Source organism: Xanthomonas vasicola pv. musacearum NCPPB 4379 (assembly GCF_000277895.2).
Taxonomy (GTDB): domain Bacteria; phylum Pseudomonadota; class Gammaproteobacteria; order Xanthomonadales; family Xanthomonadaceae; genus Xanthomonas; species Xanthomonas vasicola.
In genome coordinates, this window is the sequence record NZ_CP034655.1 from 2,120,708 (window position 1) to 2,144,941 (window position 24,234).

The window sequence follows — 24,234 nt, forward strand, 5'->3', positions numbered from 1 at the left end:
AGACACGTTGTCCAGCGAGCTAACGGCTGATAGGTCGGATTCTTTAGTTGTGAAGTATTGGTATCAAAGGAAACCGCCCAGCCAAGGGCGCCCAAACCGCTGTTTCAGCGGCAATAGCGGCCATGAGGATGCGCCGCTGCACGCACAACTGCGCGCTGTGAAGGCGGCAGTTGTGCGCAGACATGGTTCAGAAGTCCTGCCACTGGCTGTCGTTGCCGGCAGTGGCCGCCGGTGTGCTCACTGCTGGTCTGCGTGTGGCCGGCGCTCGTGTGCTGGTTTTGCTTGCCCTGCCAACCGCAGCGATGACGGGTTTTTTGACGGCAGGAATTGCACCCAGCGAACGCGGCGCATCGGCCAGCGTAAAGCGCGACACTGCCTGCGCCAGCTGGCTGGCCTGGTCTTCCATGGTGCGCGCCGCGGCGGTGGCTTCTTCCACCAATGCGGCGTTCTGCTGGGTAGCTTCATCCATCTGGGTGATGGTGAGGTTGACCTGCTCGATGCCGGAGGACTGTTCCTGCGATGCGGCCGCGATCTCGCCCATGATGTCGGTGACACGCTGCACGCTTGCCACGATATCGGCCATGGTGGTGCCGGCCTGATGCACCAACTGCGAGCCTTCGGTGACCTTGCTCACCGAATCGTCGATCAGATGTTTGATCTCTTTTGCCGCACCGGCCGAACGCTGCGCCAGCGTGCGCACTTCCGAGGCGACGACGGCGAAACCACGGCCTTGTTCGCCGGCGCGCGCCGCTTCCACGGCCGCATTCAAGGCCAGGATATTGGTCTGGAACGCGATGCCGTCAATCACGCTGATGATCTCGGCGATCTTCTTCGAGGAGACTTCGATGCCAGACATGGTGGTGACCACTTGCGCCACCACTGCGCCGCCCTGCGATGCCACACCGGCCGCACCGATTGCCAACTGGTTGGCCTGGCGTGCGCTCTCGGCATTCTGTTTGACGGTGGAAGTAAGTTCTTCCATCGACGCGGCGGTTTCTTCCAGATTGGCCGCCTGTTGCTCGGTGCGCTGCGACAGGTCGTTGTTACCGGAGGCAATTTCGCTGGAGGCAGTGTGGATGCTGCCGGCGGCCTGCTGGATACGCCCGATCACCTGCGCCAGTTGCTCGGCGGTGGTATTGGCGTCGTCGCGCATCGTGGCGAAGACACCATGGAAATCGCCCTGCATCCGCGCACTCAAGTCGCCATCGGCCAGTGCGCTGAGCAGGCGCGAGACCTCGGCGATGCTGACCGCGTTGGCATCGAGCAGGGCATTGAGCTGCTGCGCCAGTTGCAGGAAAAAGCCTTGTTTCCCAGCGCTATCGATGCGCTGGGAAAGATCGCCGGCAGCGGCGCTGCGCACCACGTCGGCCACGTCGATTTCGACACGTGCCTCGGCGGTGCGGTCGCGCCATTCGCAAACAAACCCCAGATGCGCACCGGCATCGTCGCGAATGGCCGAGACGTTTTGGGTGATGCAGGTTGCGCGGTAGTGCACCTCGCGTTGGGCAGCGCCCTGGCGATCCAGGCGTTGATAGATCTCGGCGTCCTGTGCATTGCCGACTTCCAGCAGCGAGACCGGTTGGCCGACCAGATTGGCCGTGCGATTGAACGCAGGCGCGCAGGCATGGATATCGTCTGCATAGGTGTGCAGCAAATTCTGCAGTGCGCTATTGGTGTAGATGATGGTGAGGTCGGGGTCGGCGATGTACATGCCGGTGGAGGCGTTATCCAATGCGGTGCGGATGCGCAGGTTTTCGGCCGCGATGCTGCGTTCGCGCTCTAGACGCTCGCGCAGGTCGCGCTGCATGCGCGCCAAGGCGGCCATCAGGCTGCGGCTGTGTTTTGCGGCGACCGGAATCGGTTGGTCCAGGCGGCCTTCGGCGATGTGCTGCGCCGCTGTCATGGCCAGCTGCGGTTCGCCGCCGAGCAGGCCGAACACCGAGCGCAGAATCCAGCCGGCGGCCAGTGCCAGGCACACGAATGCCAGCACCATGGCACCACCTTGCTGCCACATCACGCGGTGGCTGTATTGCTCTGCCTGGTGGCGGCTGGCTTCATTCAAGGCCAGGATGCGCTCGCTGATGGTGCCCATGCGGGTCTGAAGCTGGCCGAACTTCTCGTTGAAATCCGCGTAAGCCGCTGTGCTGTCGGCATGCGTTTCGGCAGCTTTCACCACTTGGTCGGCGGACGCGATATAGGCCTGAAGTGCCGGCGTCACCGCATCCAGATCCTTGCGCAATGCAGGTTCCAGCGGCAGTTTGCTGTTGGCTGCCAGCGACTCGCGGAATTCGCCCGCATGTTCGCCCAATGCGGTGCGCGCGGCCGCAACGGCTTTGTCGTCCTGCGTAGAAGCAGCAAGCAACGCGGCGGTGACATCACCGCGTAGCGCGTCGTGCATCATGTCCGCCTGCATGTGGTTGCGCAGCGCGTCGGATGAGATGACCTGTGCGGCGATCGCATCGAGCAGACCGCGTTGGCCGTTATAGCCAACGCCGCCCAAGGCGAGCAGCGCCAATGCGGCCACCAGCACCAGGACGCCCAACATGTGCATGATTTTCATGGTGCAACTCGTGTCAAAAGCGGAAAGACAGACCCACGCCCAGCGCGTGATCCGGTGAGCGGTCGTTGAGCCCGCGGCTGTAGACCGCGTCCAGTTGTACGTCGTTGCTCAGCAGCCAGGCCGAGCCGACATCAAGCAGTGCCATGGTGCCGCCGTCGTCGCTCTTTGCGATCTGCGGCAGCGCCACTTCCACGAACGAGCGCACGCGATCATTCCAGGCCTTGCCGAGCACTGCACCGAAAATACCGGCGGCGTAGCGGTTTCCTTGGCCGTCGTCGTCCCAGATCACGCCGGGCATCATGCCGGCAGAGACGCTGTCGCTGAGCTCCCATTCGGCCACCAGCCGGAACGATGGGCGCGCACCATGGCCGCGCAATGCCTGCGCGCCGCTGGGCAGATCCACGTGCAGCAACCAGGCCAGCGAGGCCTTGCCGTCGTCGGAGCTTGCCAGGTGATGTTTGATGCCAAGCGAGACATCGGACATGCCGCTCACCTGCGCATCGCCGGGCAGGTCGATGCGCTGCCAACCATCGGTTTCCAACCGCAATTCCCAGGTCTGGCCCAGGCCATAGCGCAGCAGCGTGGGCGTGGAATACGCATCCACTGCATCATCGCGTTCCCACGCAACGCTGGTTTCCACCTGCACGCGGCGATCGCCCACGGTGAGGCTGGATTCGACGAAATCGGGGCGATCGGTCGCGATCGGGTCTTCGGCGCGGGCATGACCCATCACACCCAACAGCGCGAAACAGCTGGCGATAACAGATGACTTCATGGCATCCCTTGCGTGGCAACCTGCGGAACCTAATATCCGGATGCATGGTCTGCCTGCAGTCGCTGCAACAGCTCACATGCATTGCTGGACCGGCTGATGCGGTGGGGCGCAGGCAGTCGATGTCATCCAAACTAACGGCCACGCTGCATGAATCTTGATGCGCGACGGACGGGCGGATGGGGCAGCGCAGTGCGCAGCGAGGCAATCATGCACCGTGCGGGGCTGCAGCGATGGAGTGCGAATAACGCTGCGCATCATGCGGTTGAGGTTGTGTCCTCTTATTGCGCGATGTCCGGCGCGCATGCAGTGCAGCCACGCCGGACATGATGCAGCGCACTCAGTACAGGGCGGTCAGAAATCCTGCCACTGGCTGTCGTTACCGGCCGTGCCAGACGACTTGCTTGCGGGGTGGCGCAGCGGTGTCGCCACGTGCTTGCCGCCGGCAGGCGCGGGCTTGGAGGTGGCTACTGCACGCACCGCTGGTTTGGCAGTCGATGCAGCCAACACGGGTTTGATCGCATGGCTGAGCTTGAAGACTGCAACCGCTTCGGTCAGCTGGCCAGCCTGTTCTTCCATCGCACGCGCGGCAGCGGTGGCTTCTTCCACCAGCGCAGCATTCTGCTGGGTGGCTTCATCCATCTGCGTCACGGTGAGGTTGACCTGCTCGATACCGGATGACTGCTCCTGCGAGGCAGCAGAAATCTCGCCCATGATGTCGGTCACGCGTTGCACGCTGGCCACGATCTCGCTCATGGTGGTGCCGGCCTGATGCACCAGCGACGAGCCTTGCGCCACCTTGCCCACAGAATCGTCGATCAGGTGCTTGATCTCTTTTGCGGCACCGGCCGAGCGCTGCGCCAAGGTGCGGACTTCCGATGCGACCACGGCAAACCCGCGGCCTTGTTCGCCGGCACGCGCCGCTTCCACGGCTGCATTCAAGGCCAGGATATTGGTCTGGAACGCGATGCCGTCGATGACAGAGATGATTTCGGCAATCTTCTTGGACGAGGACTCGATGCCGGACATGGTGGTCACCACCTGTGCCACGACCGAACCGCCGTGCGATGCCACGTCGGCCGCGCCGATGGCCAGCTGATTTGCCTGGCGCGCGTGCTCGGCATTTTGTTTGACGGTGGAGGTGAGTTCCTCCATCGACGCTGCGGTTTCTTCCAGATTGGCTGCTTGTTGTTCGGTGCGCTGGGAGAGATCGTTGTTGCCCGCAGCGATCTCGCTGGCGGCTGATCTGATTTGCGTAGCCGATGTCTGGATGCCGGAGACAATCCCGGTGAGCTGCGCCAAGGTGGCATTGGCATCGTCGCGCATGCGGGCGAACACACCCTGGAAGTCGCCATCCATGCGCACGGTGAGGTCTCCCTCAGCCAAGGCGCTGAGCAGGCTGGAAATCCGTTCCAGGCTCAGCGAGGTGGTTTCCAGCAAGCCGTTGAGCTGACGGCCGAATTCCAGATAGAACCCATGCTTGTCTTCCAATGCCAGGCGTTGGCCGAAGTCGCCCATCAAGGCGGACTGCACCAATTCGGCCACTTCCTGCTGGGTGCTGACTTCGGCGCTGACATTGCGCCACAACAGCATGCTGCCGCTACGGCGGCCATCGGGGGCATACAGCGGGGTCATCGTCAGATCCAGCGTCACCGCCCCGAAGCGGTAGCGCTCCGTTGAGGTGGACTGCAACTGGCGCAGACGTTGCGACCGCGCGGTGCCTTCACTGTCGTTACCGAACACGTATTCCACCGGCTTGCCGACCACCGCATCGGCACTGAAGCCGGTCTGGCCCTTGGCATGGAAGGCGGGCTCGCCCTGCTTGAACGAGGTGTGCAGCGCTTCGGTGATGAACACGGCGTTGTGCTGTTCGTCGGCCAGCAACACTTCCATTTCCGAATGTTCCAGCGCGGTGCGGATGCGCAGGTTTTCGCTGGCAACCTGCGCATCGCGCTCGATGCGCTCGCGCAGATCGGTCTGCATGCGTTGCATGGCGCCCATCAGGCGGCCCACTTCGTCCTGGCGCTGCACCGTGATCTGGTTGTCGAGCTTGCCCGAGGCGATCGCATCGGCCACTTGCGCGGCGGCCTCCAGCGGCTGCACCACCTGGCGACGCAGCAGCGCGAACAACGCGACGCTGAGCACCAGCGCCGAGCCCAGGCCGACGGCAAGAATGGTCCACAGCAAGCGGTGCGCCTGCTGCATGATCGTGGCATACGGCACCACCACGCCGAGGGCGAAGCGCTCCTGCGCCTTGCCGATTTGCAGTGGCACATACGCGCTGACTGCACCATCGGCGTCGGGGGTGAAATTCAGTGCATCCTTGCCGGCCTTGATCGCCTCCAGCATTGTGCGGTGGCGGGCATCGGTGACCTGCTTGCCGATGCGCGCGGTGTCGTGCGAGGCCAGCACCACGCCCGCGGGCGACAGCAGTTCGACATAACCGTCTTGCATCGGGCGCAGGGCGCCCAGGCGCTGCTGCAATGCAGCCAGTGCCACGTCCACGGTCACCGCGCCCAGATACTTGCCGTCCTGCAGGATCGGCGTGGACAAGGTGGTCATCAGCACGGTCTTGCCGCCGATCTTGTAATTGTAGGGTTCGGCCACGGTCTGCCGCAGCAGGGCGCGCGGTTTCAGATTCCAGTCGCCCAGGCCGGGGGTTTCGTAGTCGGTGAGTGGCTCGCGTACCAGGGTCTGGTCGCTGCGTCCCCAGTAGGTCATGAAGCGGCCGGTGGCATCGTGGCCCTTGGCATTGGCGAAAGCGCTGTCTTTGCCGTCGAAGGCCTGCGGCTCCCACAACGTACCCATGCCCACCCACTCGGGGTGATCCTGCAACTGGTCATGCACCATGGCCGCAGCACTGTCGCGGCTGATGCCGCCATTGGCGCGTTGCACCAGCAATGTCGTGGCCACGGATTGACCGGTGGTCAGCGCCTGGCCAAGGTCGCTGCCGATCTGCTCGGCCTGGTAGCGCGCGGCATTTTGCATCGTGGCCTGTGCAGAGCTGCTCAACGCGCGGCTGCTTTGCCAATAGGTAATGGCCGCGGTCAAACCGAAGCACAGCGACGCAATGACCGCGGTACCGAACATCAGGCGGTACGCCAAGCGTCCGCTGAAACGTGAGTATTTGGAGAGCGAAGTCATAGGTGTGGTCACACGGGGAGGAGAGGAGACAAGGGAGCCCCGCCGAAGCGGGGACGTACGATCAGTAAGCAACCAGCGCAAGCCGCGCCGGTACGCGTGCATGGCCGAACGGGTTGGACGTAGCGGCAACGACCCGGAAGCTCGACACCGCTTCATCCAGTTGCTGCGCCTGCTGCTGCATGGCATTGGCCGCCGCGGCGCCGATCGCCAACTGGTTGGCTTGGCGCGCGCTTTCGGCGTTCTGCTTGACGGTGGAAGTGAGCTCTTCCATCGATGCCGCAGTTTCTTCCAGATTGGCGGCCTGCTGTTCGGTGCGCTGCGAGAGGTCGTTGTTGCCGGCGGCGATTTCGCTGGCCGAACCGGTGATGGAACTGGCGGCCTGCTGGATGCGCCCGACGATGCCGGCCAGCTGGGTGGCCGTGGCGTTGGCGTCGTCGCGCATGCGCGCGAACACGCCGTTGTAGTGGCCGTCCAGGCGCGCAGTGAGGTCGCCTTCGGCCAGCGACGCCAGCAGCTCGGACAGCTTGCCCAGGTTGCGGTCGCTGACGTCCATCATCGCGTTGAGGTTGTTGATCATGCGCGCCGAATCGTGCTTGAAGCGCGCTGCATCGCCACGCTGGCTGAAATCGCCGTTGGCTGCAGCTTGCGCCAAGCGCTTGATCTCGGTGTTGATCGCCAGCAGGCTGGCCTTGGCTGCGTCCATCGCTTCATGCAACCTTGCGCTTGAGCGGCACGTTGGCCAGCGTTTTTGCAATCGTGGTCTTCAGCGTCATGGCAGATATCCAGCAAAGGAATATGACGGGGATAAGTCGAATAGCGACCCGGCCCCGAAAATGTTGAGCCGCACGCGACGCTTAGGTGCGGACGCTTTGCGGCGGTGTGATACTGGGATGTTGTGGTTGCTGCGCAGTGCGTTAGCGCGTTGATACGGCGGTTTTGCGCGCGCGTCGCAGTTGCAGCGCGCTGGTCAGGGCATGACGTCGCGCCAGGTAGTGCGTGGATGGCAAAACACGGCGTATCGGCTTAGGACGCTGGCAACGGCGGCACAGACAATGCGGGGCGGGCTTGAAGTCGCTTACCCCGTGACGGTGTCGCCAGTCTGTATGCGTGGTGCGCTCAACATCTCTGTGCATGCGTGGCACATGCTGCATGAAGCGGCAGCACCCAGCGCCCAGCATCCTAGGCCCGGCGGCAGCGCAGGCATTTTGTTAGCCGCTTCACATGGCGAAGACTGTGGTGGTCAGCATGGAGCAAATCGCGCTTGCGTCGATGCTATCCGTTGCTGCGTGGCAACGTCGGCGTTGCCCGCATTCGCTCAGTTGCGCTTGGCACCGCTGACGGTGACGCTGGCAACCGACTGCTGCAGGTCGTGCAGTTCGTTCCACAAGATGTCGCGGGTATCGCCGGTCTGGCCAAGCGACAGGGCTTGTGCGTACTGCAGGTCGCCCTCGTGCAGGGCGCGATTGGCCTGGCGGTGCTGTGCCAGATACTTGCCTAGCTGCTGCTGCACCAAGGCGAACTTGTGCGCCTGTTCGCCTTGCGGAGCGGTGGCCTGGAAGTAGCCGGCATGCCGGGCGATCCGCTGGCGCAGACTGCCCAGACGTTCGTCATAGGCTTCGATACGCGCCGCGTCGTGGCTGGCGGCAAGCTGTGCACGTTGGTCATCGCGTAGCTGTGCCAGATCCAACGCCAGCGACTGCAATGCCGTGACCGGCACATTGTCCAGAAGCACCGAGACCGGCGCGGCCGGCGCGGCGAAGGAGGGCGGCAATGACACGCCCGCAGCCAGCAACGCAACAGCGAACACGGAGCCCAGCACGGTGCGGGCGGAGCGGTTGGACTTGGCGGTGTGCATGCAGACTTCCTTCGATCTAGCGTGGGCAATGCGGCCCTCAGTGATTCCTGTATCGGCCGCAAAAGCCTGCGCTTGATCACCTTTCGACCAACGGCGCGCTTGCCCCGACGCTGCAGTGACTCCCTCTCCCCGCAGGACAAGGTGGCGCAGCGCCGGATGAGGGTATGCGCGCCGCTTCATGCGCCCAACCGCACGCTGTCGACAACCCCCAGCGAAAACACCTCAGCACAGCGTATTTCACAAACAAAAAGCCCCGACATCGCTGTCGGGGCTTGGGGCGCACTCGCCACTGAACCGGCCGGCCGTGCAACTGCTATGCGCTTAGAACTCCTGCCAGCTCGAATCGCCGTTGCCGGCTGCGGCAACCACCGGGCGGGGCACTGTGGTGACGTTGGCGTTGGGTTTTGCGATCGCCCGTGTCGCCGCGCTGGCCGGCTTGGCGGTGGCCGGGCGCAGCGGAGCCGAGCGGGTAACCGCAGGCGACACGGCGGCGACCTGCTGCACCTTGAAGATCGATACCGTATCGGACAGCTGACCGGCTTGCTCTTCCATCGCACGTGCTGCGGCGGTGGCTTCTTCCACCAGCGCAGCGTTCTGCTGGGTGGCTTCGTCCATCTGTGTCACGGTGAGGTTGACCTGCTCGATCCCGGCAGACTGTTCCTGCGAAGCGGCAGAAATCTCGCCCATGATGTCGGTGACGCGCTGCACGCTGGCGACGACATCGGCCATGGTCTTGCCGGCCTGCTTGAATTCCGATAGCGCCAGAGTGGTGGAGCCGCCAAGTAAAACGATCAGCAACGCGAATGCCAACGCCAGGCGTCGCCCGACGGTCATGGAATGCAGGAATTTCATGGTGTTTCTCTGAGGGGAGGGTGGAGAGAGATACACCGGTAGCGTTCTCCAGCTGGATTTCTGAAGCCGCATGTTGCAGTGCAGCATGCTTGCATTCATGGTTCCCTGTCGGGCAGCGCAAGCCGTGGCTGCGCGATGCCTGGTCTGATGGATGCGCGGATGCTTGTGTTCAAGTGCTGATAAGACGCCATGTGCAAACAAGAAGCCCCGACATCGCTGCCGGGGCTTGAACGTATTGCTGCCGTGACGGCGGCTCTACACAGACGCTGCGGTCACAACTCGTGCCAGCTCGAATCGCCATTGGCTGCTGCGGCCACCACCGGGCGCGGCGCTGCAGTCGGCTTGGCCTTGGCGTCGACAACAGCCCGTGTAGGTGGGCGTTTGGCATTAGTCGGTTTAGTAACGTCTGGCTCGGCAGTGGCCAGGCGCGGTGGAGTAGGGCGCTTGGCCGCAGGCGCCACCGCGGCGGTTTGTTGGAACTTAAAGATCGATACCGCATCGGACAGCTGACCGGCTTGCTCTTCCATCGCACGTGCTGCGGCGGTGGCTTCTTCCACCAGCGCAGCGTTCTGCTGGGTGGCTTCGTCCATCTGTGTCACGGTGAGGTTGACCTGCTCGATCCCGGCAGACTGTTCCTGCGAAGCGGCAGAAATCTCGCCCATGATGTCGGTGACGCGCTGCACGCTGGCGACGACATCGGTCATGGTCTTGCCGGCCTGATCCACCAGTAACGAACCTTGCGCGACCTTGCCCACCGAGTCATTGATCAGCTGCTTGATTTCCTTGGCTGCGCCGGCCGAGCGTTGCGCGAGCGTGCGCACTTCGCTGGCCACCACCGCAAATCCGCGGCCTTGGTCGCCGGCACGCGCCGCTTCCACAGCGGCATTCAACGCCAGGATATTGGTCTGGAAGGCAATGCCGTCGATGACACTGATGATATCGGCGATCTTCTTCGATGAGACCTCGATGTCGGCCATGGTCGCCACAACTTTGCCGACCACATCGCCGCCTTGCGACGCGACAGCGGCGGCGCCAATGGCGAGTTGGTTGGCCTGGCACGCGCCTTCGGCGTTCTGGCGCACGGTGGAGGTAAGTTGCTCCATCGAGGCGGCGGTTTCTTCCAGATTGACCGCTTGCTGTTCGGTGCGCTGCGACAAATCGTTATTGCCGGCGGCGATCTCGCTGGCCGCGGTATTGATCGAGAAGGTGGCGTGCTGGATGCGCCCGACAATGCCGGACAGCTGTTCGGTGGTGGCATTGGCATCGTCGCGCATCGTGGCGAATACGCCGCGGAAGTCGCCGTGCATGCGTGCGGTCAGGTCGCCGGCGGCGATGGATTGCAAGAGTTTGGACAAGGCGTTGAGGTTGCCATCGGCGGTGGCCATCAGTTGGTTGAGGCTCTGGACCATTGTGCGGAAGTCGTACTGGAAGCGGTCGGCCTCGCCACGCACGCTGAAGTCGCCCGCGGCGGCGGCGTCGGCGAGATGCTTGATCTCGCGGTTCATCGCGGTCAGGTTCTGCTTGACCTTGTCCATGGTCTCGCTGAGCACGGCCTTTTCGCCGGGCAGCCGATCCATGTCCTCGGAGAGATCGCCGATGGCGTAGCGGCCCATGATCTGCGCAAGGCGCAGCGTGACCGCGATATGCGAGGCGACCAGTGCATTGCTGTCGCGGACCATGCGGCCGTAATCGCCCGGGAAGGCACCTTCTTCCATGCGGTAGCTGGTCTGACCGGCATCATGGCGCTTGGCCATTTCGGTTTGTGCGGTGATGACCGCCTGCAACTGGCTCTGCATCTTGTGCATGCTGACCAGCAGCACGCCAGCCTCGTCCTTGGTCTGGGTATCGATCGGGTTGTCGAGCTTGCCTCCCGCGATGGCATCGGCGACAACGATCGCGGCACCGAACCGCTTCAACAGCCGGCCACGGATCAGGACCGCCAGGGCGATCGCGGCCACGATCACGAACAGACTGCCGAGCATGATGGCCCACTTGCTTTCCGCGCGTACACTGACCAATTGCGCGCTGCGCTTGGTGAGCAGTTCCTGCTCTTCGGCGATGTAATCGGCAAGCATCTTGCGGATCGTGGTCATTGCCGCGCGGTCACGGGCCTCGGCAAACAGGCTCGCGATTTTTTCCTTGTCGTTGGTGCTTTCGCGGACTGCGATGATTTCTTTCTCAACCTCGATGAGTTGTTTGAACGATTTCCCCAACTGTTCCAGACGCGCCTGCTGGCTGGGGTTGTCGGCGGTGAGCTTCACGGCTTCGTCGAACTTTTTCTCGAAAGTCTCCCGGCTGGGTTCGAACGACTGGATGTGCGATTTGTCACCCGAAAGCAGATAGCCACGTGAGCCTGTTTCGATATTGAGTGCGTTGATCTGCATCGCTTCGCCGGTCGCCAGAACCTTGAAGCTATGGTCATTCTTGTCGGTAGCGTTATTGATTGTAGATAGGCTGCTGAGGTTGATCGCGCCGATGACCAGCATCACCAGCACGATGGCAGCGAAGCTCAGTGCGAGCAGGGCGGAAAGGCTTAAATTTCTAAGCTTCATTGTGGAGTTCCTATGACTGTGAGAGTTCGATGCGCATACATGGCGCATCGGCGTCATCTCCCAGGCCTCACTGCGAATGATGGCAAGGTGCTTCTGCGTCGATGCGGTTTGACTGATGCCGTCAAAAAGTAGAGGTCTTCATACGGTGAAGTGGTGCTTGATCGCTGTCTGTGTTGGTGCGTGCTTCAATCTTCATTGAGATTGATGCGCGAAAATCCCATAGCACCTATAGCGGCATCGCGGTGATTTTCTTGAATACTGCGACGCGCTACTTTTCTGTCCCGGCATGCTCGATCTTGAACAGCGCCACCGTATGGGTGACCGACGTTGGGGCGTTGCAAAAAACGAATTCATTGAATGCCATCTGGGGTTCTGTCCGCTTTGGTCGGCAGCGCGACGTCGTAGCCAAGCTAACCCATAAATGCACATGCCCCTGCAGGTGTCGCCGGGGCATGTGAGTGGATCTTGCAGCAGGAGAGGATCTTGTTCAGGCGGCTTGTTGCACACGTAGGGAGCGCACCAGACCACCGATGTCCACGATCAGCGAAACCCGCCCATCGCCGAGGATGGTGGCACCGGAAACGCCCGGAATCCGCCGGTAATTGTTCTCGATGTTCTTGACCACCACCTGCTGCTGGCCAAGCAATTCGTCCACTTCCAGGGCGATCTTCTGCCCGTCGCCTTCGACCACCACCACCAGCGATTCCTTGGAGGACTGTTGCCCGCCGAAGCCGTAGTAATTGGTGAGGGAGAGGATCGGCAGATACTCGCCACGCACCCGCAGCACTCGGCCATCGCCGGCCATCGAGCGGACGTCTTCCTGCGCCGGCTGCAATGCTTCGAGCACGTAGGACAGCGGCAGGATCAGTGTTTCGCCGGCGACCGACACGGTCATGCCGTCGAGGATGGCCAGGGTCAGCGGCAGACGGATCAGCACGCGAGTGCCACTGCCGGCGTTGCTTTCCAGCTGCACTTCGCCACCCAGGCCCTGGATGTTACGGCGCACCACGTCCATGCCCACACCACGACCGGAGAGGTCGGTGACGGCATCGGCGGTGGAGAAGCCCGGTGCGAAGATCAAATCCCACACCTGCGCATCGGTCGGGTTGTCCGGCACGGCAATGCCGCGTTCGGCCGCTTTTTCCAGGATCTTGGCGCGATTGAGGCCACGGCCGTCGTCGCTGACTTCGATCACGATGTGACCGCCCTGATGCGATGCCGCCAGGGTAATGGTGCCGGTCTCGTCCTTGCCGGAGGCGCGGCGCGCATCCGGCATTTCCAGACCATGGTCGATCGAGTTGCGCACCAAGTGCACCAACGGATCGGCAATCTTTTCGATCAGCCCCTTGTCCAACTCGGTGCTTTCGCCAATCGTGCGCAGGCGCACTTGCTTGCCGAGGCGGCTGGAGAGGTCGCGCACCAGGCGCGGGAAGCGGCGGAACACTGCATCGACGGGCAGCATGCGCACGCCGATGACCGCTTCCTGCAGATCACGGGTATTGCGTTCCAGCAGATCCAGACCAGCAAACAGCTGCTCGGCATGCGCCGGGTCCAGGCCGGTGGACACCTGCTTGAGCATGGCCTGCGTAATCACCAACTCGCCAACCAGGTTGATCAAGGCATCGACCTTGTCGACGCTGACGCGGATCGAGTGTTCGGCTTCGGCAGCGGCGGCCTTGGCCGGCGTTGCCGCGGCCGCAGCAGCCGGTTCGCCAGCGGCGCTCGGCGCGGCGGCGACAGCTGCAGCCGGTGCAGCCGCCGCAGCGTCCACGGCCAGGCTCGGCGGCGGGCCGGGCACCGCCATCGGGCGGATGTCCAGTTCGCAATCGTCCACTACCCAGGCAAAGGTGTCTTCGATCTTGCTGCGCGGAATCTTGCCGATCAGGCCCAGATCCCACGCCAGATATGCTTCCAGCGGATCGATGTTTTCAAAGCCCGGCATGCGCTCCAGACGCGCGGCGATCTGCAGCGGGCCCAGGTGCTCGAGCTCGCGGATGATGCGCAGCGGGTCGTTGCCGCTCATGAACAGCGACGGCGCCGGAGTGAAACCGATGTGCCAGGCTTCGGGTTCTTCTTCCTTCGGCTTGGCGACGACCGCAGCCACCGGCGCTTCGCCGGCGAGTACGGCATTCAAACGGGTATGCACGGCCTTGACCGCAGCCGGGTCGGCCGGGGTGCCATGTTCGGCTTCGCGCAACAGGGCGCGCAGCACGTCGACCGAGCCAAGCATGGCATCGACCGCATTGGGTTCGAGCTGGCGCTTGTTGGAGCGCAACTCGTCCAGCAGCGTCTCCAGCACGTGGGTCAGGCCGGCAACGGCATCGAAACCGAAGGTGGCAGCGCCGCCCTTGATCGAATGCGCGGCGCGGAACACCGAGTTGATGATTTCCGGGTCGCGGTTGCCCTCTTCAAGAGACAACAGCCCGGCCTCCATCGCGTCGAGCCCTTCGCGGCTCTCTTCGAAAAAGGTGGCGTGGAAACGTTGCAGGTCCATGCTCATGGGCGTGAAATCCGAAGGTGAAGCGAGAAGGGTTTAACCGAGAACTTTCTGGACGGTGGCGATCAGCTGTTCTGGATTGAACGGCTTGACCAGCCAACCCGTCGCACCCGCCGCTTTGCCTTCGGACTTCTTGTCGGCCGCGGACTCGGTGGTGAGCATGAGCATCGGGGTGAACTTGTAGTCCGGCAGCTGGCGCAGTTCGCGGATGAGCGAGATGCCGTCCATGTTGGGCATGTTCACGTCGGTCACCACCGCATTGAAGCGCTGGCCCTTCGCGCGGCCCAGCGCAACGGCGCCGTCTTCGGCTTCTTCGACGGCAAAGCCGGCAGAGGTGAGGGCGAAAGAGACCATCTGGCGCATCGACGCCGAATCGTCCACCACCAAGATACGTGCGCTCATGCGGCGTTCTCCACAGATTTCAGGTTGTCATTGGATGCGGGAAGTCCGAGCGCGTCGGTGACGCCGAGCAGACGAGCCGCATCTCTAAAAGTGTCGTTGCAGCCATCGAATTCGGTGTGCAGGCCGGCCTGGCGGCGGGTCTGCACAAAGGCGCAGAGCAACTGCACGCTGGCGGTGTGGATGCGTCGGACTTCACCGGCATCAAGCACCAGGTCGCCGTCCTGGGTGAGGAATCCGGCAAGCTTTTGCTTGAGGTCGGCGCTGGTCTCGATACCGAGATCCTCGCCCAATGTCACTGTGCTCATTGTTGCTCCGAACGGCTGGTTCTATGCGTACTAACGGCGGGGTGCGGGAAAGCTTTAACGCTGAATCGTTATGCGTGCAGGTGCGAGCAAGCTACGCGTCTCAATGCAGCAGATGGGTGGCATCGAGCAGGATCATCGGCTGATGGCCCAGACGTGCGACACCGCGGAACAGGTTGTTGTAGATGCGGCACAGACGTGCGTTGTCTGGCGGCTCGATCTGCTGATCTGTCAGGCTGGTGACGTCTTCCACGGCCGACACGCGCAGGCCCATGGTTTCGCCGTTTTCTTCCAGCACCACCACGCGGGTGTGCAGATCCATGTCCACCGGCGAAGAGCCCAGGTGGATGCCCAGATCGATCACCGGCACCACCTGGCCACGCAGATTCATGATGCCGAGCATCGCACTGGCCGTGCCGCGCAACGGCAGTAGCGGGACTGGCAAGACCACTTCCTGCACCTTGAGCAATTCCAGTGCATAGGTCTGCTCTCCGCAGCGCAGACGCAACCAACGCGTGCTGCGCTCGCTGGCGCGGCGTTCGGCATGAATCTTGTCGGCCTGGCCGGGCGCCAGCAAAGCCTGCAGCCCGGTGGGCGCTGGTGCCGCGCGTATCGGTGCAGGGGCTGCACGTAGTGCCGGTTTCGGTGCCGGGGCAGGTGCGGCGACCGGTGCGGCCTCCAGCCCGAAGGCAGGGTCGGCATCCATTTCTGCCAGTAGATCGGCAGTGAGCAGGTCCACCGCCGTGGGTGCGGTACCGAAAGCCGGGTCCGCATCCATTTCAGCGAGGAAATCGGCAGCGATATCGGCAGCGCTGGGCGCGGCTTTGACAGGTGGGCCGAATGCCGGGTCGGCATCCATTTCGGCGAGGAAGTCGGCGGCGATATCCGCAGCGCTGGGTGCGGCGACCACGAGCGGACCGAACGCCGGATCGGCGTCCATTTCGGCGAGGAAATCGGCCGCAATATCCGCAGCGCTGGGCGCGGCAACGACAGGCGGGCCGAACGCCGGATCGGCGTCCATTTCCGCGAGGAAATCGGCGGCGATATCGGCGGCGCTGGGCGCGGCAACCACAGGCGGACCGAACGCCGGATCGGCATCCATTTCCGCCAGGAAATCGGCAGCAATCGCGTCGGCGCTCAGCACCGCGGCAATCGCATTGGAGGTGGCGGCTTCGGAGACAGCGGCAGCTTCGGGAAGCGCAGCAGCCTGCACCGGCGGCTCGGCCAGGGCGACATCTGCGTGTGCAAGCACCGGCGCTTCGACAGCGGCCGCAGCAGGCGGGGCGAGGATCTCGACGCCTGCATCATGCAGCAAGCCCTCCAGATAATCGTCCAGCTCACCGTTGGCGGTGGGGTTACTCATGCGGCTTGCTCCATACGCATCGCATCATCGGCCAGCACCCATTCCAGCGCGCGGCGATACGCGGACAGGCCGCGGCCCTGATAGTCGCCGCCGGTGGCGGGGACGGTCAGCGCAGCGGCGTTGCAAATACGGGTATCCATCGGAACGGCGTCTTCCCAGACGACCGGGCCGTAGGTGGTCTGCATCTCTTTGAGCGTTTCGTTGCCGGCGCGGGTGCGGCGGTCGAACAGCGTGGGCAGGATCGACACCGGCAGCTCGCGGCGACGCGAACGCTGCACCATGTCGGCCGTGCGCACCATGCTGGCCAGACCGTGCAGCGCGAGCGGTTCGGCCTGGGTCGGCACCACCACGCGGTCGCAGGCAGCCAGTGCATTGATCATCAACAGGCCCAGGGTCGGCGGGCAGTCGAGCAGGATGTAGTCGTGCTGGCCGGCATGCCGGGTCATGGCGTTTTGCAGCGCCAGGCCCAGGCCGGGTTGGTTGGCGCTGCGGCGTTCCAGTGTGGCCAGTGCGGCTTGCGCGCATACATAGGACAGGCCGGGAATGCTGCTTTCGTGCGCCAGGCTGGCCAGATCGCTCGGCGGGGTGCCGAACAGGTCCAGCACGCCGCGCGGCGGCGGGTCGACCGCCACGCCGAACGCACGGGTGAGCGAGGAGTGCGGATCGAGATCGATCAACAAGACGCGGTGGCCGAGCGCGGCCAGGCCGCGACCCAATGCCAGCGTCGTGGTGGTCTTGCCGACGCCGCCCTTTTGGTTGGCGATTGCCCAGATACGCATGTCACTGCACTCCTTGAATTACGGCGGGGACGGAATTTGTGCCGCTTTCGGTGGTGGCGGCCGTTTGGCCGCCGTCAGACTTGGGAAGCTTGGGCGCCCCGGCGGCGGTCGCATGCAACTGCGATGGCGGATCGGGTGCGAGTGAGCCAGCCGAGTCAGCGAGGATGATTAACACCACACGCCGGTTCGCATTCCGTCCCGCCTCAGTGCTGTTATCGGCACGTGCGCGGAATTCTCCATAGCCCACCATCGCCAATCGTTGCGGGGCGACGCCGTCGTCGGCGAACAGGTGCACCACGCTGGCCGCACGCGCGGCCGACAGTTCCCAATTGGAGGGAAATTGCGCGGTGGCGATCGGTTGGTTGTCGGTATAGCCCTCCACGCGCACGCCATTGGGCGCGTCGCGCAGCACCGAAGCCAGCGTGGACAAGGTGGTGCGGGCATTGCTGGCCAATGCGGCCGAGCCGGTGCCGAACAGGATGTCGCTGTTGATTTCCACCTCGATCCACAGATCGTTGCGGCGGATGGTGATGAGTTTCTTGTCGATCAGCGGCGCCAGCGTCTTGCTCAGCTGCTGTTCCACCGCATCCATCTGCCGCTGCGCGCGCGCCAGTTGCGCCTGGTTGCGCAGCGACACCGGCATGCGCATCTGCGCGGCCATCGAGGGTAGCAGGGTCGGGTCGGTCGGCCCATTGGATGCCGCCATCGGCGCCCCGGCCTTGATCACGGATGGGCGGTCGTGATCGGCGCCCAGGCTCTGGGTCTTGCCCAGCTGCACCGGGCTGGCCTTGTTCGACGAGCCACCGAAGGCGCTGGTCAGGGCCTGCGCCATGACCTTGTATTTGCCTTCGTTGAGCGAAGAGATGGCGTACATCACCACGAAGAACGCCAGCAGCAGCGTCATCAGATCGGCATACGGAATTGCCCACGCTTCGTGGTTGCCATGTTCTTCGTGGTGTTTGCGACGACGGGCCATAACAAGCTAATGCAAGTAGCCTGCCAATTTCGATTCGATGTTGCGCGGGTTCTCGCCCTGGGCGATCGCGATCAGGCCTTCGATCACCATTTCGCGCTCATTGGTGCTGCAATGGATCACGCTCTTGAGCTTGGCGGCCACCGGCAGGAACAGCAGGTTGGCCGAGGCGATGCCGTAAATGGTGGCGGTGAACGCCGCGGCGATGCCGTGGCCGAGCATGGCCGGGTCGGCCAGATTCTTCATCACTGCCATCAGGCCCAGCACCGCACCGATGATGCCCAGTGTGGGCGCATAGATGCCCATGCCCTCGAATACCTTGGCCGCGGCAAGATCCTGACGCTCCTGGTTGTCCACCTCGATCTCGAGCATGTTGCGCATGGCTTCCGGCTCCACGCCATCGACCAGCATCTGCAGGCCTTTGCGCAGGAAGGCGTCGTCCTGGCGCGGCAATTGGTCTTCCAGGCCCAGCAGGCCTTGGCGACGGGCGATGTTGCTCCACTCGACGATGCGCGCCAGCAGCTGCGGGCGATCGCTGGCCGGCGGCTGGATCACCCAACGCAGAATCTTGAACGCGCGCCGGAAAACTGCCGGCGAGGTGTGCAGCAGGATCGCCGCCACGGTGCCGACGATGACGATCAGGAAGGCAGCCGGCGACCACAGCGACGAAATGCCGGCACCTTTCAACACGCTGCCGCCCACGATCGCCACGATCGCCAGCACCAGTCCGATTACGCTGAGTCTGTCCATGCATGCGGTATCGGCCCAGGCGCGGCGGACTTGATAGGTGCGCCTGGTTGATGCGCCAGAAAGTTGTCGTTCTGGGGGACGGGTCTTTCAATTGCCGACGTCGTTGAGGGCGGGAGTGCGGCCGAGGACCGGTTCCTCGGTCGTGAAAGGTCTATGAGCTCAGTGTGCCTCAGTCAGCCCCTGCGTTACGGAGGTGGACATAACGGAGGCGGATATAGAAGACACGACCGACGCGGCGCTCAAGCCCCTCTCCTGCGGGAGGAGGGGTTGGGGTGAGGGTACGTCCAGGCGCGTACTTTCGGTTGCAGGCTTCGGTAGGGGGCGCCAGCGTGGCCGGGAATGGGCTCTTCTGCGCGGCAGACATCCTGTCTGACGCGCCGTCGCGGCACATCCCTGCCATGGCGATGGCAGCCAAGCAGCGTGTGGCCGGACATGTCCCGGAGCGTGTCAACACACTCATGTCGACCACGTATATCACTGAGCTCGGTTGCAAGTAATGGCGTGTGCAGGCGCTTCGATAGACCGCTTGCGCCTGGAGATGGCGAGAGCGTTTTGCATGCGGGGATCGAGCTGCTGCAGCTAGCGACGTTTGCGGGCTGTACCGTGCTGCCTGCAAACGTGGCGAGCCCGGCCGGTCATCGTGATGCTTACAACGCCGCGCGCCTGTTGCGGGGCAGAATGCGCTGCCGGATAGGCTGTGATACTTAAGTTTTCCGCTGCATTAGAACGATCTAAGGAAACTCTGAACAACTCCCCTTGATCCTGCGACAATCACACAGACGCAACGGGACAACGACGATGCAACTGACCTTCGGCGATGCGGAGTACAACGGCAAGCGCAAGCGGACGCGGCGTGAGGTGTTCTTGGCCGAGATGGACCAGGTCGTGCCGTGGAAGGATCTGCTGGCACTGATCGAACCGCACTACCCGAAGTCGGGGCAGCCGGGGCGACAGCCGTATCGGCTGGAGACGATGCTGCGCATCCACTTTTTGCAGCAGTGGTACGCACTGAGCGATCCATCGGCGGAAGAAGCACTGTACGACACGGTGTCGATGCGCCGTTTTGCGAAGATCGGCGGGCTGGATGAGGTGCCGGATGAAACGACGATTCTCAACTTCCGGCATTTGCTGGAGCGGCATGATTTGGCGCGCAAGCTGTTCAACCGGGTCAACGCGCACCTGTCGCGTAAAGGGCAGAGTCTGCGGGGCGGGACGATCGTGGATGCCACGATCATTGCGGCGCCAAGTTCGACCAAGAACAAGGATGGCGAGCGCGATCCGGACATGCACCAGACCAAGAAGGGCAACCAGTACTTCTTCGGGATGAAGGCGCACATCGGGGTGGACGATGAGTCGGGCCTGGTGCACCACGTGGAATGCACGGCGGCCAACGCAGCGGACATCACGCAGGCGCACAAGCTGCTGCACGGCAAGGAAGACACTGTGAGCGGCGACAGCGGCTACACCGGGCTGGACAAGCGCGATGAGATGAAGGGCAAGCGCACGCTGCGCTACCTGATCGCGGAGAAGCCCTCGAAGCTGAAGCAGATCAAGAATAAGCGCGAACTGAAGTTGGCCAAGCGCTGGGAGCACACCAAAGCCAGCCTGCGTGCGAAGGTGGAACACCCGTTTCGGGTGATCAAGCGTCAGTTTGGTTACGTCAAGGTGCGCTATCGCGGTTTGGCGAAGAACACCGCACAGGTGCTGACGCTGTTTGCACTATCGAATCTGTGGCTGACGCGCAAAGCGTTAATGCCTGCTGCGGGGAAGCTGTGCCTGTAATCCAGGCAACACCCCGCAAACGTGCCGAAACCGGCAAAAAATCGGCGATTTGAGCGCCCTCAGCGCGGCGGATGCGGTTGCTTCGTTTTCCGGTCGCGTTGATCAGACCATCCCTAATCGCATCTGCGCACAAGGGGAGGGGTGAGGAGGAACACCGGGTCGCCGCAAACGGCGCAGGATATTTTTGTGTCACTTCGCGCGGCGTTCTGTCCGATCGTTGGATCGACAGAAAGCCGCCGAAGCCGATCACTATTGGGAGAGCATGATCGAAATGAACTGCATGCCATTCGCACGCAACCGCAGCACGTTGTCCGCCGGTATCGCCATCGTCTTGTTCGCGAGTGCCGCCTCTACCACCGCTGTCGCCCAGCAGGCCGACGGCACGCCGGCGCCCACGGGCCAGGCTGCGGTGCAGGCCACGGACCTGGACGCGGTGACGGTGACCGGCTACCGCTACGCGATCGAAAAAAGTCTGGAGCAGAAGCGCAACGCCAACGCCGTGGTCGATGTGATCACCGCCGAGGACGTGGGCAAGTTCCCCGACAAGAACGTAGCCGATGCGCTGCAGCGCGTGCCCGGCGTGGTCATCAGCCGCGACGGTGGCGAAGGCAAGAACGTCAGTGTGCGCGGCCTGTCTTCGGAGCTGGTGCTGACCGAATTGAACGGCAACTACATCGCCACCGCCGAGTCCAACGGCGACCCGACGCGCTCGTTCAACTACACGCTGCTGCCGTCCAACCTGCTCGGCAGCGCGGAGCTGTACAAGACCCCGGAAGCGCGCATCGACGAAGGCGGCATCGGTGGCACGGTGATCCTGCAGACGCGGCGCCCGCTGGAACTGGAGCCCAATTCCGGCTTCGTCTCCGCCGAGGGTACCTGGTCGGATACCAGCAAAAAGACCGACGGCCAGTTCTCCGGTTCGTACTCGTGGCACGACAAGGACAACCGCTTCGGCGTCTTCGTTGGCTACACGCAGCAGAAGCGCACCGCACGCACGCTCAATGCCAGTACCGAGAGCTGGCAGTGGTACGGTCGCGACGAAGTCGGCCCGGCGGTCGACGTGAACGGAAATCCGTCGGACTTCAACGCCAACTGGTGGGGCGGTACCGGTTTCTGGAACCAGGACGGCAATTACGCCACCGGTTTCATGATGCCGACGGCGGTCAGCCTGGACGCCAAACGCGAGGAGCGCGAGCGCAAGGGCGGGCAACTGACCTTACAGTTCAAGCCGACCGACGACCTGACCCTGACCGCGAACTACTTCCGCTTCGACCTGTCGCAGAACTCGCAGACCAATACCATCAAGATTCCCGAGTGGAACATTGCCCGCTATAACGGCGACGGCAACTGGCGCGGCGGCCGTCTGCTCGACGGACTGCAGTTCGATCCCAGCGGCACGATTGTCACTGGCGCCGCCTACAGCCTGCGTCCGGGCAAGACTTACTATTGCAGCGAGGCCCAGGCCGCCGCAGCCGGATTGCCGCCCGGCGGCTGGGGCTCGGATGACTGCACCGTGCCGACGCCGCAGATCACCGGCAGCTACAACATCGAGAAATCGCAGTCGCAGACGGTGGACCTGGGAGGCGAATGGCGTGGCGAGCAGGTGGACGTGGCGTTCAAGGTCGGCCGCACCTGGGCCAAGGGCGGGCCGGAGCTGCAGTTCTCCTTGCCGATCAAACCGCGCCTCCAGAACGCCGACGGCAGCTGGACCAACGGCAACTTCGCCAGCGCCTGGGACCTGACCGGCACGCCGTCCATGACGTCCTCGCCGGAGCTGATGCAGAACCTGCGCGACGGCATCATGCAAGTCGACCTGGGTTCGACCGGCTCGTCCTGGACCCGCAACACCAATCAGCAGCAGTACGCGCAGATCGATACCACCTGGCATATGGACGGCGGCTTCTTCGACTCGCTGCAGTTCGGCATCAAGCGTCGCGACGGCGGCATCCACCGCAATACAGGCAACAACTACTGGGTGTGCCCAGGCACCGGCCCAAGCGACTACGACAACCGCTACTGGAACGGGCGCTGCAATGCCATCGCCACGCAGTTCTCGCCGGGGCTGCTGTTCGCGCAGGACAATCTGGCCGGTGGAATCAAGGCCAGCGCGTTCCCGGCGATCAACTTCCCGGGCTACATCGGCTACTTGAACCAAACCTACGGCGCGATGCAGACCCGCAGCGAAGACAACTTCGTCTACAACGTCGACGAAGAGATCTATTCCACCTACCTGCAACTCAACTTCCACACCGAGCGGCTGCGGGGCAACGTCGGCGTGCGGGTGGCGCGCACCGGCCAGCGTGCCGATTCCACCGACAAGGTGACCGCCTACAACGACTACTTCTTCGACGGCGCCGACGGCGATCCGCTGGCCTGCCAGCAGGGCGCCGCCATGCCCAGCGGCGCTCCGGCCGACACTTATTGCGGGAGCGAAGGCTACTGGCGTTTGTCCGACAGCGTGCAACGCACCGAGTCGTTCGTGGTCAGCGGGCTGGACCGCAACTACACCGACGTGCTGCCGAGTTTCAACCTGGCCTACGACCTGACCGAGAACCTGCTGCTGCGCGCGGCAGCCGCGAAGGTGATCGCACGCCCAAGCTACAACGACATCGCCGCGCCTGGCAGCCTGGAGTACTACAGCCCCGAGTACGTGGCCGACCGGCGCCTGACCGGCGGTGCCAGCGAGCAGGGCTGGTACGGCTCGGGCAGCAACAAGAACCTGGAGCCGTACAAAGCCAACCAGTTCGACCTGGGGCTGGAATGGTATTTCCAACCGGGTTCGGTCGCCGGTGTGGGGCTGTTCCGCAAGAACGTGGAGAACTTTGCGGTCGATGTGATCAGCGACCTCAACATGATGATCGACGGGCAACAGGTCACCGTGCAGAACTACAGCACCCAGGCCGGCGGCCAGGACGCGGTCTCGCAGGGTGTGGAGCTTTACGCGCAGCATACGCTGCCGTTCGGCCTCGGGGTGCAGTTCAACTACACCTACAACGATGCCAGTAAGGCGGCGGTGCGGCTGGAGGACGGCACCGAGGCCGGCAAGACCTCCATGCCGGGCAGCGCCAGGAACCAGACAAACCTTACCGTGTTCTACGAAGCCGATAGCCTGCTGCTGCGCGCCTCGTACAACCGCCGCGGCGAGTTGGTGCAAGGTCTGGTCAACGGCTTGAACGTCTACGAGGAGCCGTACTACCAGATCGATGTAAACGCGGCCTACAATATCACCCCGGCGCTCAGCCTCACCGCCTCGGTGCTGAATCTGACCAAGCAGGAGTCCCGCTCGCACCTGGGCGACGACACTCGCGCCCGCTTCTATAGCGGCGGATACGCAGGCCGGCTGGCGTACCTGGGATTGACTTACAAGTTCTAGGTCCCGGAGTGTCGTGCCCATGCCTGCCGCGTGGCGGGGTGGGCGCGATGGTTTGGCGATGGCCGGGCTGCGGTGGAAGTGAACCTGGAACCGTTATTTCCTCAGCTCAACAAAAGCTGACCAATAGGTCGGCTTTTGTTGAGCTGCAACGATCCTGCGACTGCGCATAGGGAATCACCTGATCCCGCTAGTCTTCAGACCGTGGATCATCCCGAGCTCGACAAATGAAGAGCCGTGAAAGTCGCTTCCTATGAGACCAGAGCATGCTTGAATACGAA

The 24,234-nt window shown here is 63.3% G+C and carries 14 protein-coding genes and 2 pseudogenes; 2 read left to right on the forward strand and 14 right to left on the reverse strand.

Going from position 1 to position 24,234, the window contains the following annotated elements; translation table 11 throughout:
- Positions 1–187: 187 nt before the first annotated feature.
- From KWO_RS09910 to KWO_RS09975, 14 genes and pseudogenes are all read right to left on the reverse strand, one after another.
- A complete protein-coding gene (locus KWO_RS09910; RefSeq protein ID WP_017113508.1) occupies positions 188–2,560 on the reverse strand; it encodes a methyl-accepting chemotaxis protein in 2,373 nt (790 codons plus the stop codon).
- Positions 2,561–2,573: 13 nt separating this feature from the next.
- Positions 2,574–3,335, reverse strand: a complete 762-nt coding sequence (locus KWO_RS09915; protein ID WP_010368390.1) for a transporter — start codon at positions 3,333–3,335, stop codon at positions 2,574–2,576.
- Positions 3,336–3,686: 351 nt separating this feature from the next.
- Positions 3,687–6,476: a methyl-accepting chemotaxis protein gene (locus KWO_RS09920; RefSeq protein WP_017113369.1), complete on the reverse strand. Its 2,790-nt coding sequence runs from the start codon at positions 6,474–6,476 to the stop codon at positions 3,687–3,689.
- 186 nt (positions 6,477–6,662) lie between these two features.
- Positions 6,663–7,197, reverse strand: a pseudogene (locus KWO_RS09925) (chemotaxis protein); the annotation flags it as partial.
- Between the two features lie 594 nt (positions 7,198–7,791).
- Positions 7,792–8,331, reverse strand: coding sequence for a hypothetical protein (locus tag KWO_RS09930; RefSeq protein ID WP_010368394.1), 540 nt, complete (start codon positions 8,329–8,331; stop codon positions 7,792–7,794).
- A gap of 321 nt (positions 8,332–8,652) precedes the next feature.
- A pseudogene (locus KWO_RS09935) lies at positions 8,653–9,075 on the reverse strand (methyl-accepting chemotaxis protein); the annotation flags it as partial.
- A 380-nt stretch (positions 9,076–9,455) separates the two neighbouring features.
- Complete coding sequence (locus KWO_RS09940) at positions 9,456–11,735, reverse strand: methyl-accepting chemotaxis protein (protein WP_113622544.1); 2,280 nt, start codon at positions 11,733–11,735, stop codon at positions 9,456–9,458.
- A gap of 487 nt (positions 11,736–12,222) precedes the next feature.
- Positions 12,223–14,235: a chemotaxis protein CheA gene (locus KWO_RS09945; RefSeq protein ID WP_017113506.1), complete on the reverse strand. Its 2,013-nt coding sequence runs from the start codon at positions 14,233–14,235 to the stop codon at positions 12,223–12,225.
- Positions 14,236–14,268: 33 nt separating this feature from the next.
- Positions 14,269–14,634, reverse strand: a complete 366-nt coding sequence (locus tag KWO_RS09950) for a response regulator (RefSeq protein ID WP_002806565.1) — start codon at positions 14,632–14,634, stop codon at positions 14,269–14,271.
- The gene (locus tag KWO_RS09955; protein WP_010375641.1) at positions 14,631–14,939 is read right to left on the reverse strand and encodes an STAS domain-containing protein; all 309 of its coding nucleotides are present in this window, start codon (positions 14,937–14,939) and stop codon (positions 14,631–14,633) included. Before KWO_RS09955 ends, KWO_RS09950 begins: the two co-directional genes overlap by 4 nt.
- A gap of 100 nt (positions 14,940–15,039) precedes the next feature.
- Entirely contained in the window at positions 15,040–16,299 is a 1,260-nt protein-coding gene (locus KWO_RS09960; protein WP_017112586.1) for a chemotaxis protein CheW, read from the reverse strand.
- Positions 16,296–17,078 (reverse strand): ParA family protein, encoded by a 783-nt coding sequence (locus KWO_RS09965; RefSeq protein WP_010375633.1) that lies wholly within the window; start codon positions 17,076–17,078, stop codon positions 16,296–16,298. Before KWO_RS09965 ends, KWO_RS09960 begins: the two co-directional genes overlap by 4 nt.
- Before the next feature lies 1 nt (position 17,079).
- Positions 17,080–18,054 carry a flagellar motor protein MotD gene (motD, locus tag KWO_RS09970; RefSeq protein ID WP_010375631.1) on the reverse strand — a complete coding sequence of 325 codons (975 nt, stop codon included), beginning with the start codon at positions 18,052–18,054 and terminating at the stop codon, positions 17,080–17,082.
- Between the two features lie 6 nt (positions 18,055–18,060).
- The gene (locus KWO_RS09975) at positions 18,061–18,801 is read right to left on the reverse strand and encodes a flagellar motor protein (protein WP_017112585.1); all 741 of its coding nucleotides are present in this window, start codon (positions 18,799–18,801) and stop codon (positions 18,061–18,063) included.
- Between the two features lie 798 nt (positions 18,802–19,599).
- Between KWO_RS09975 and KWO_RS09985 the strand changes: the two genes are divergently transcribed.
- Positions 19,600–20,583, forward strand: coding sequence for an IS5 family transposase (locus KWO_RS09985; RefSeq protein WP_017113471.1), 984 nt, complete (start codon positions 19,600–19,602; stop codon positions 20,581–20,583).
- 217 nt (positions 20,584–20,800) lie between these two features.
- Complete coding sequence (locus KWO_RS09990) at positions 20,801–23,956, forward strand: TonB-dependent receptor (protein WP_017113312.1); 3,156 nt, start codon at positions 20,801–20,803, stop codon at positions 23,954–23,956.
- Positions 23,957–24,234 lie beyond the last annotated feature (278 nt).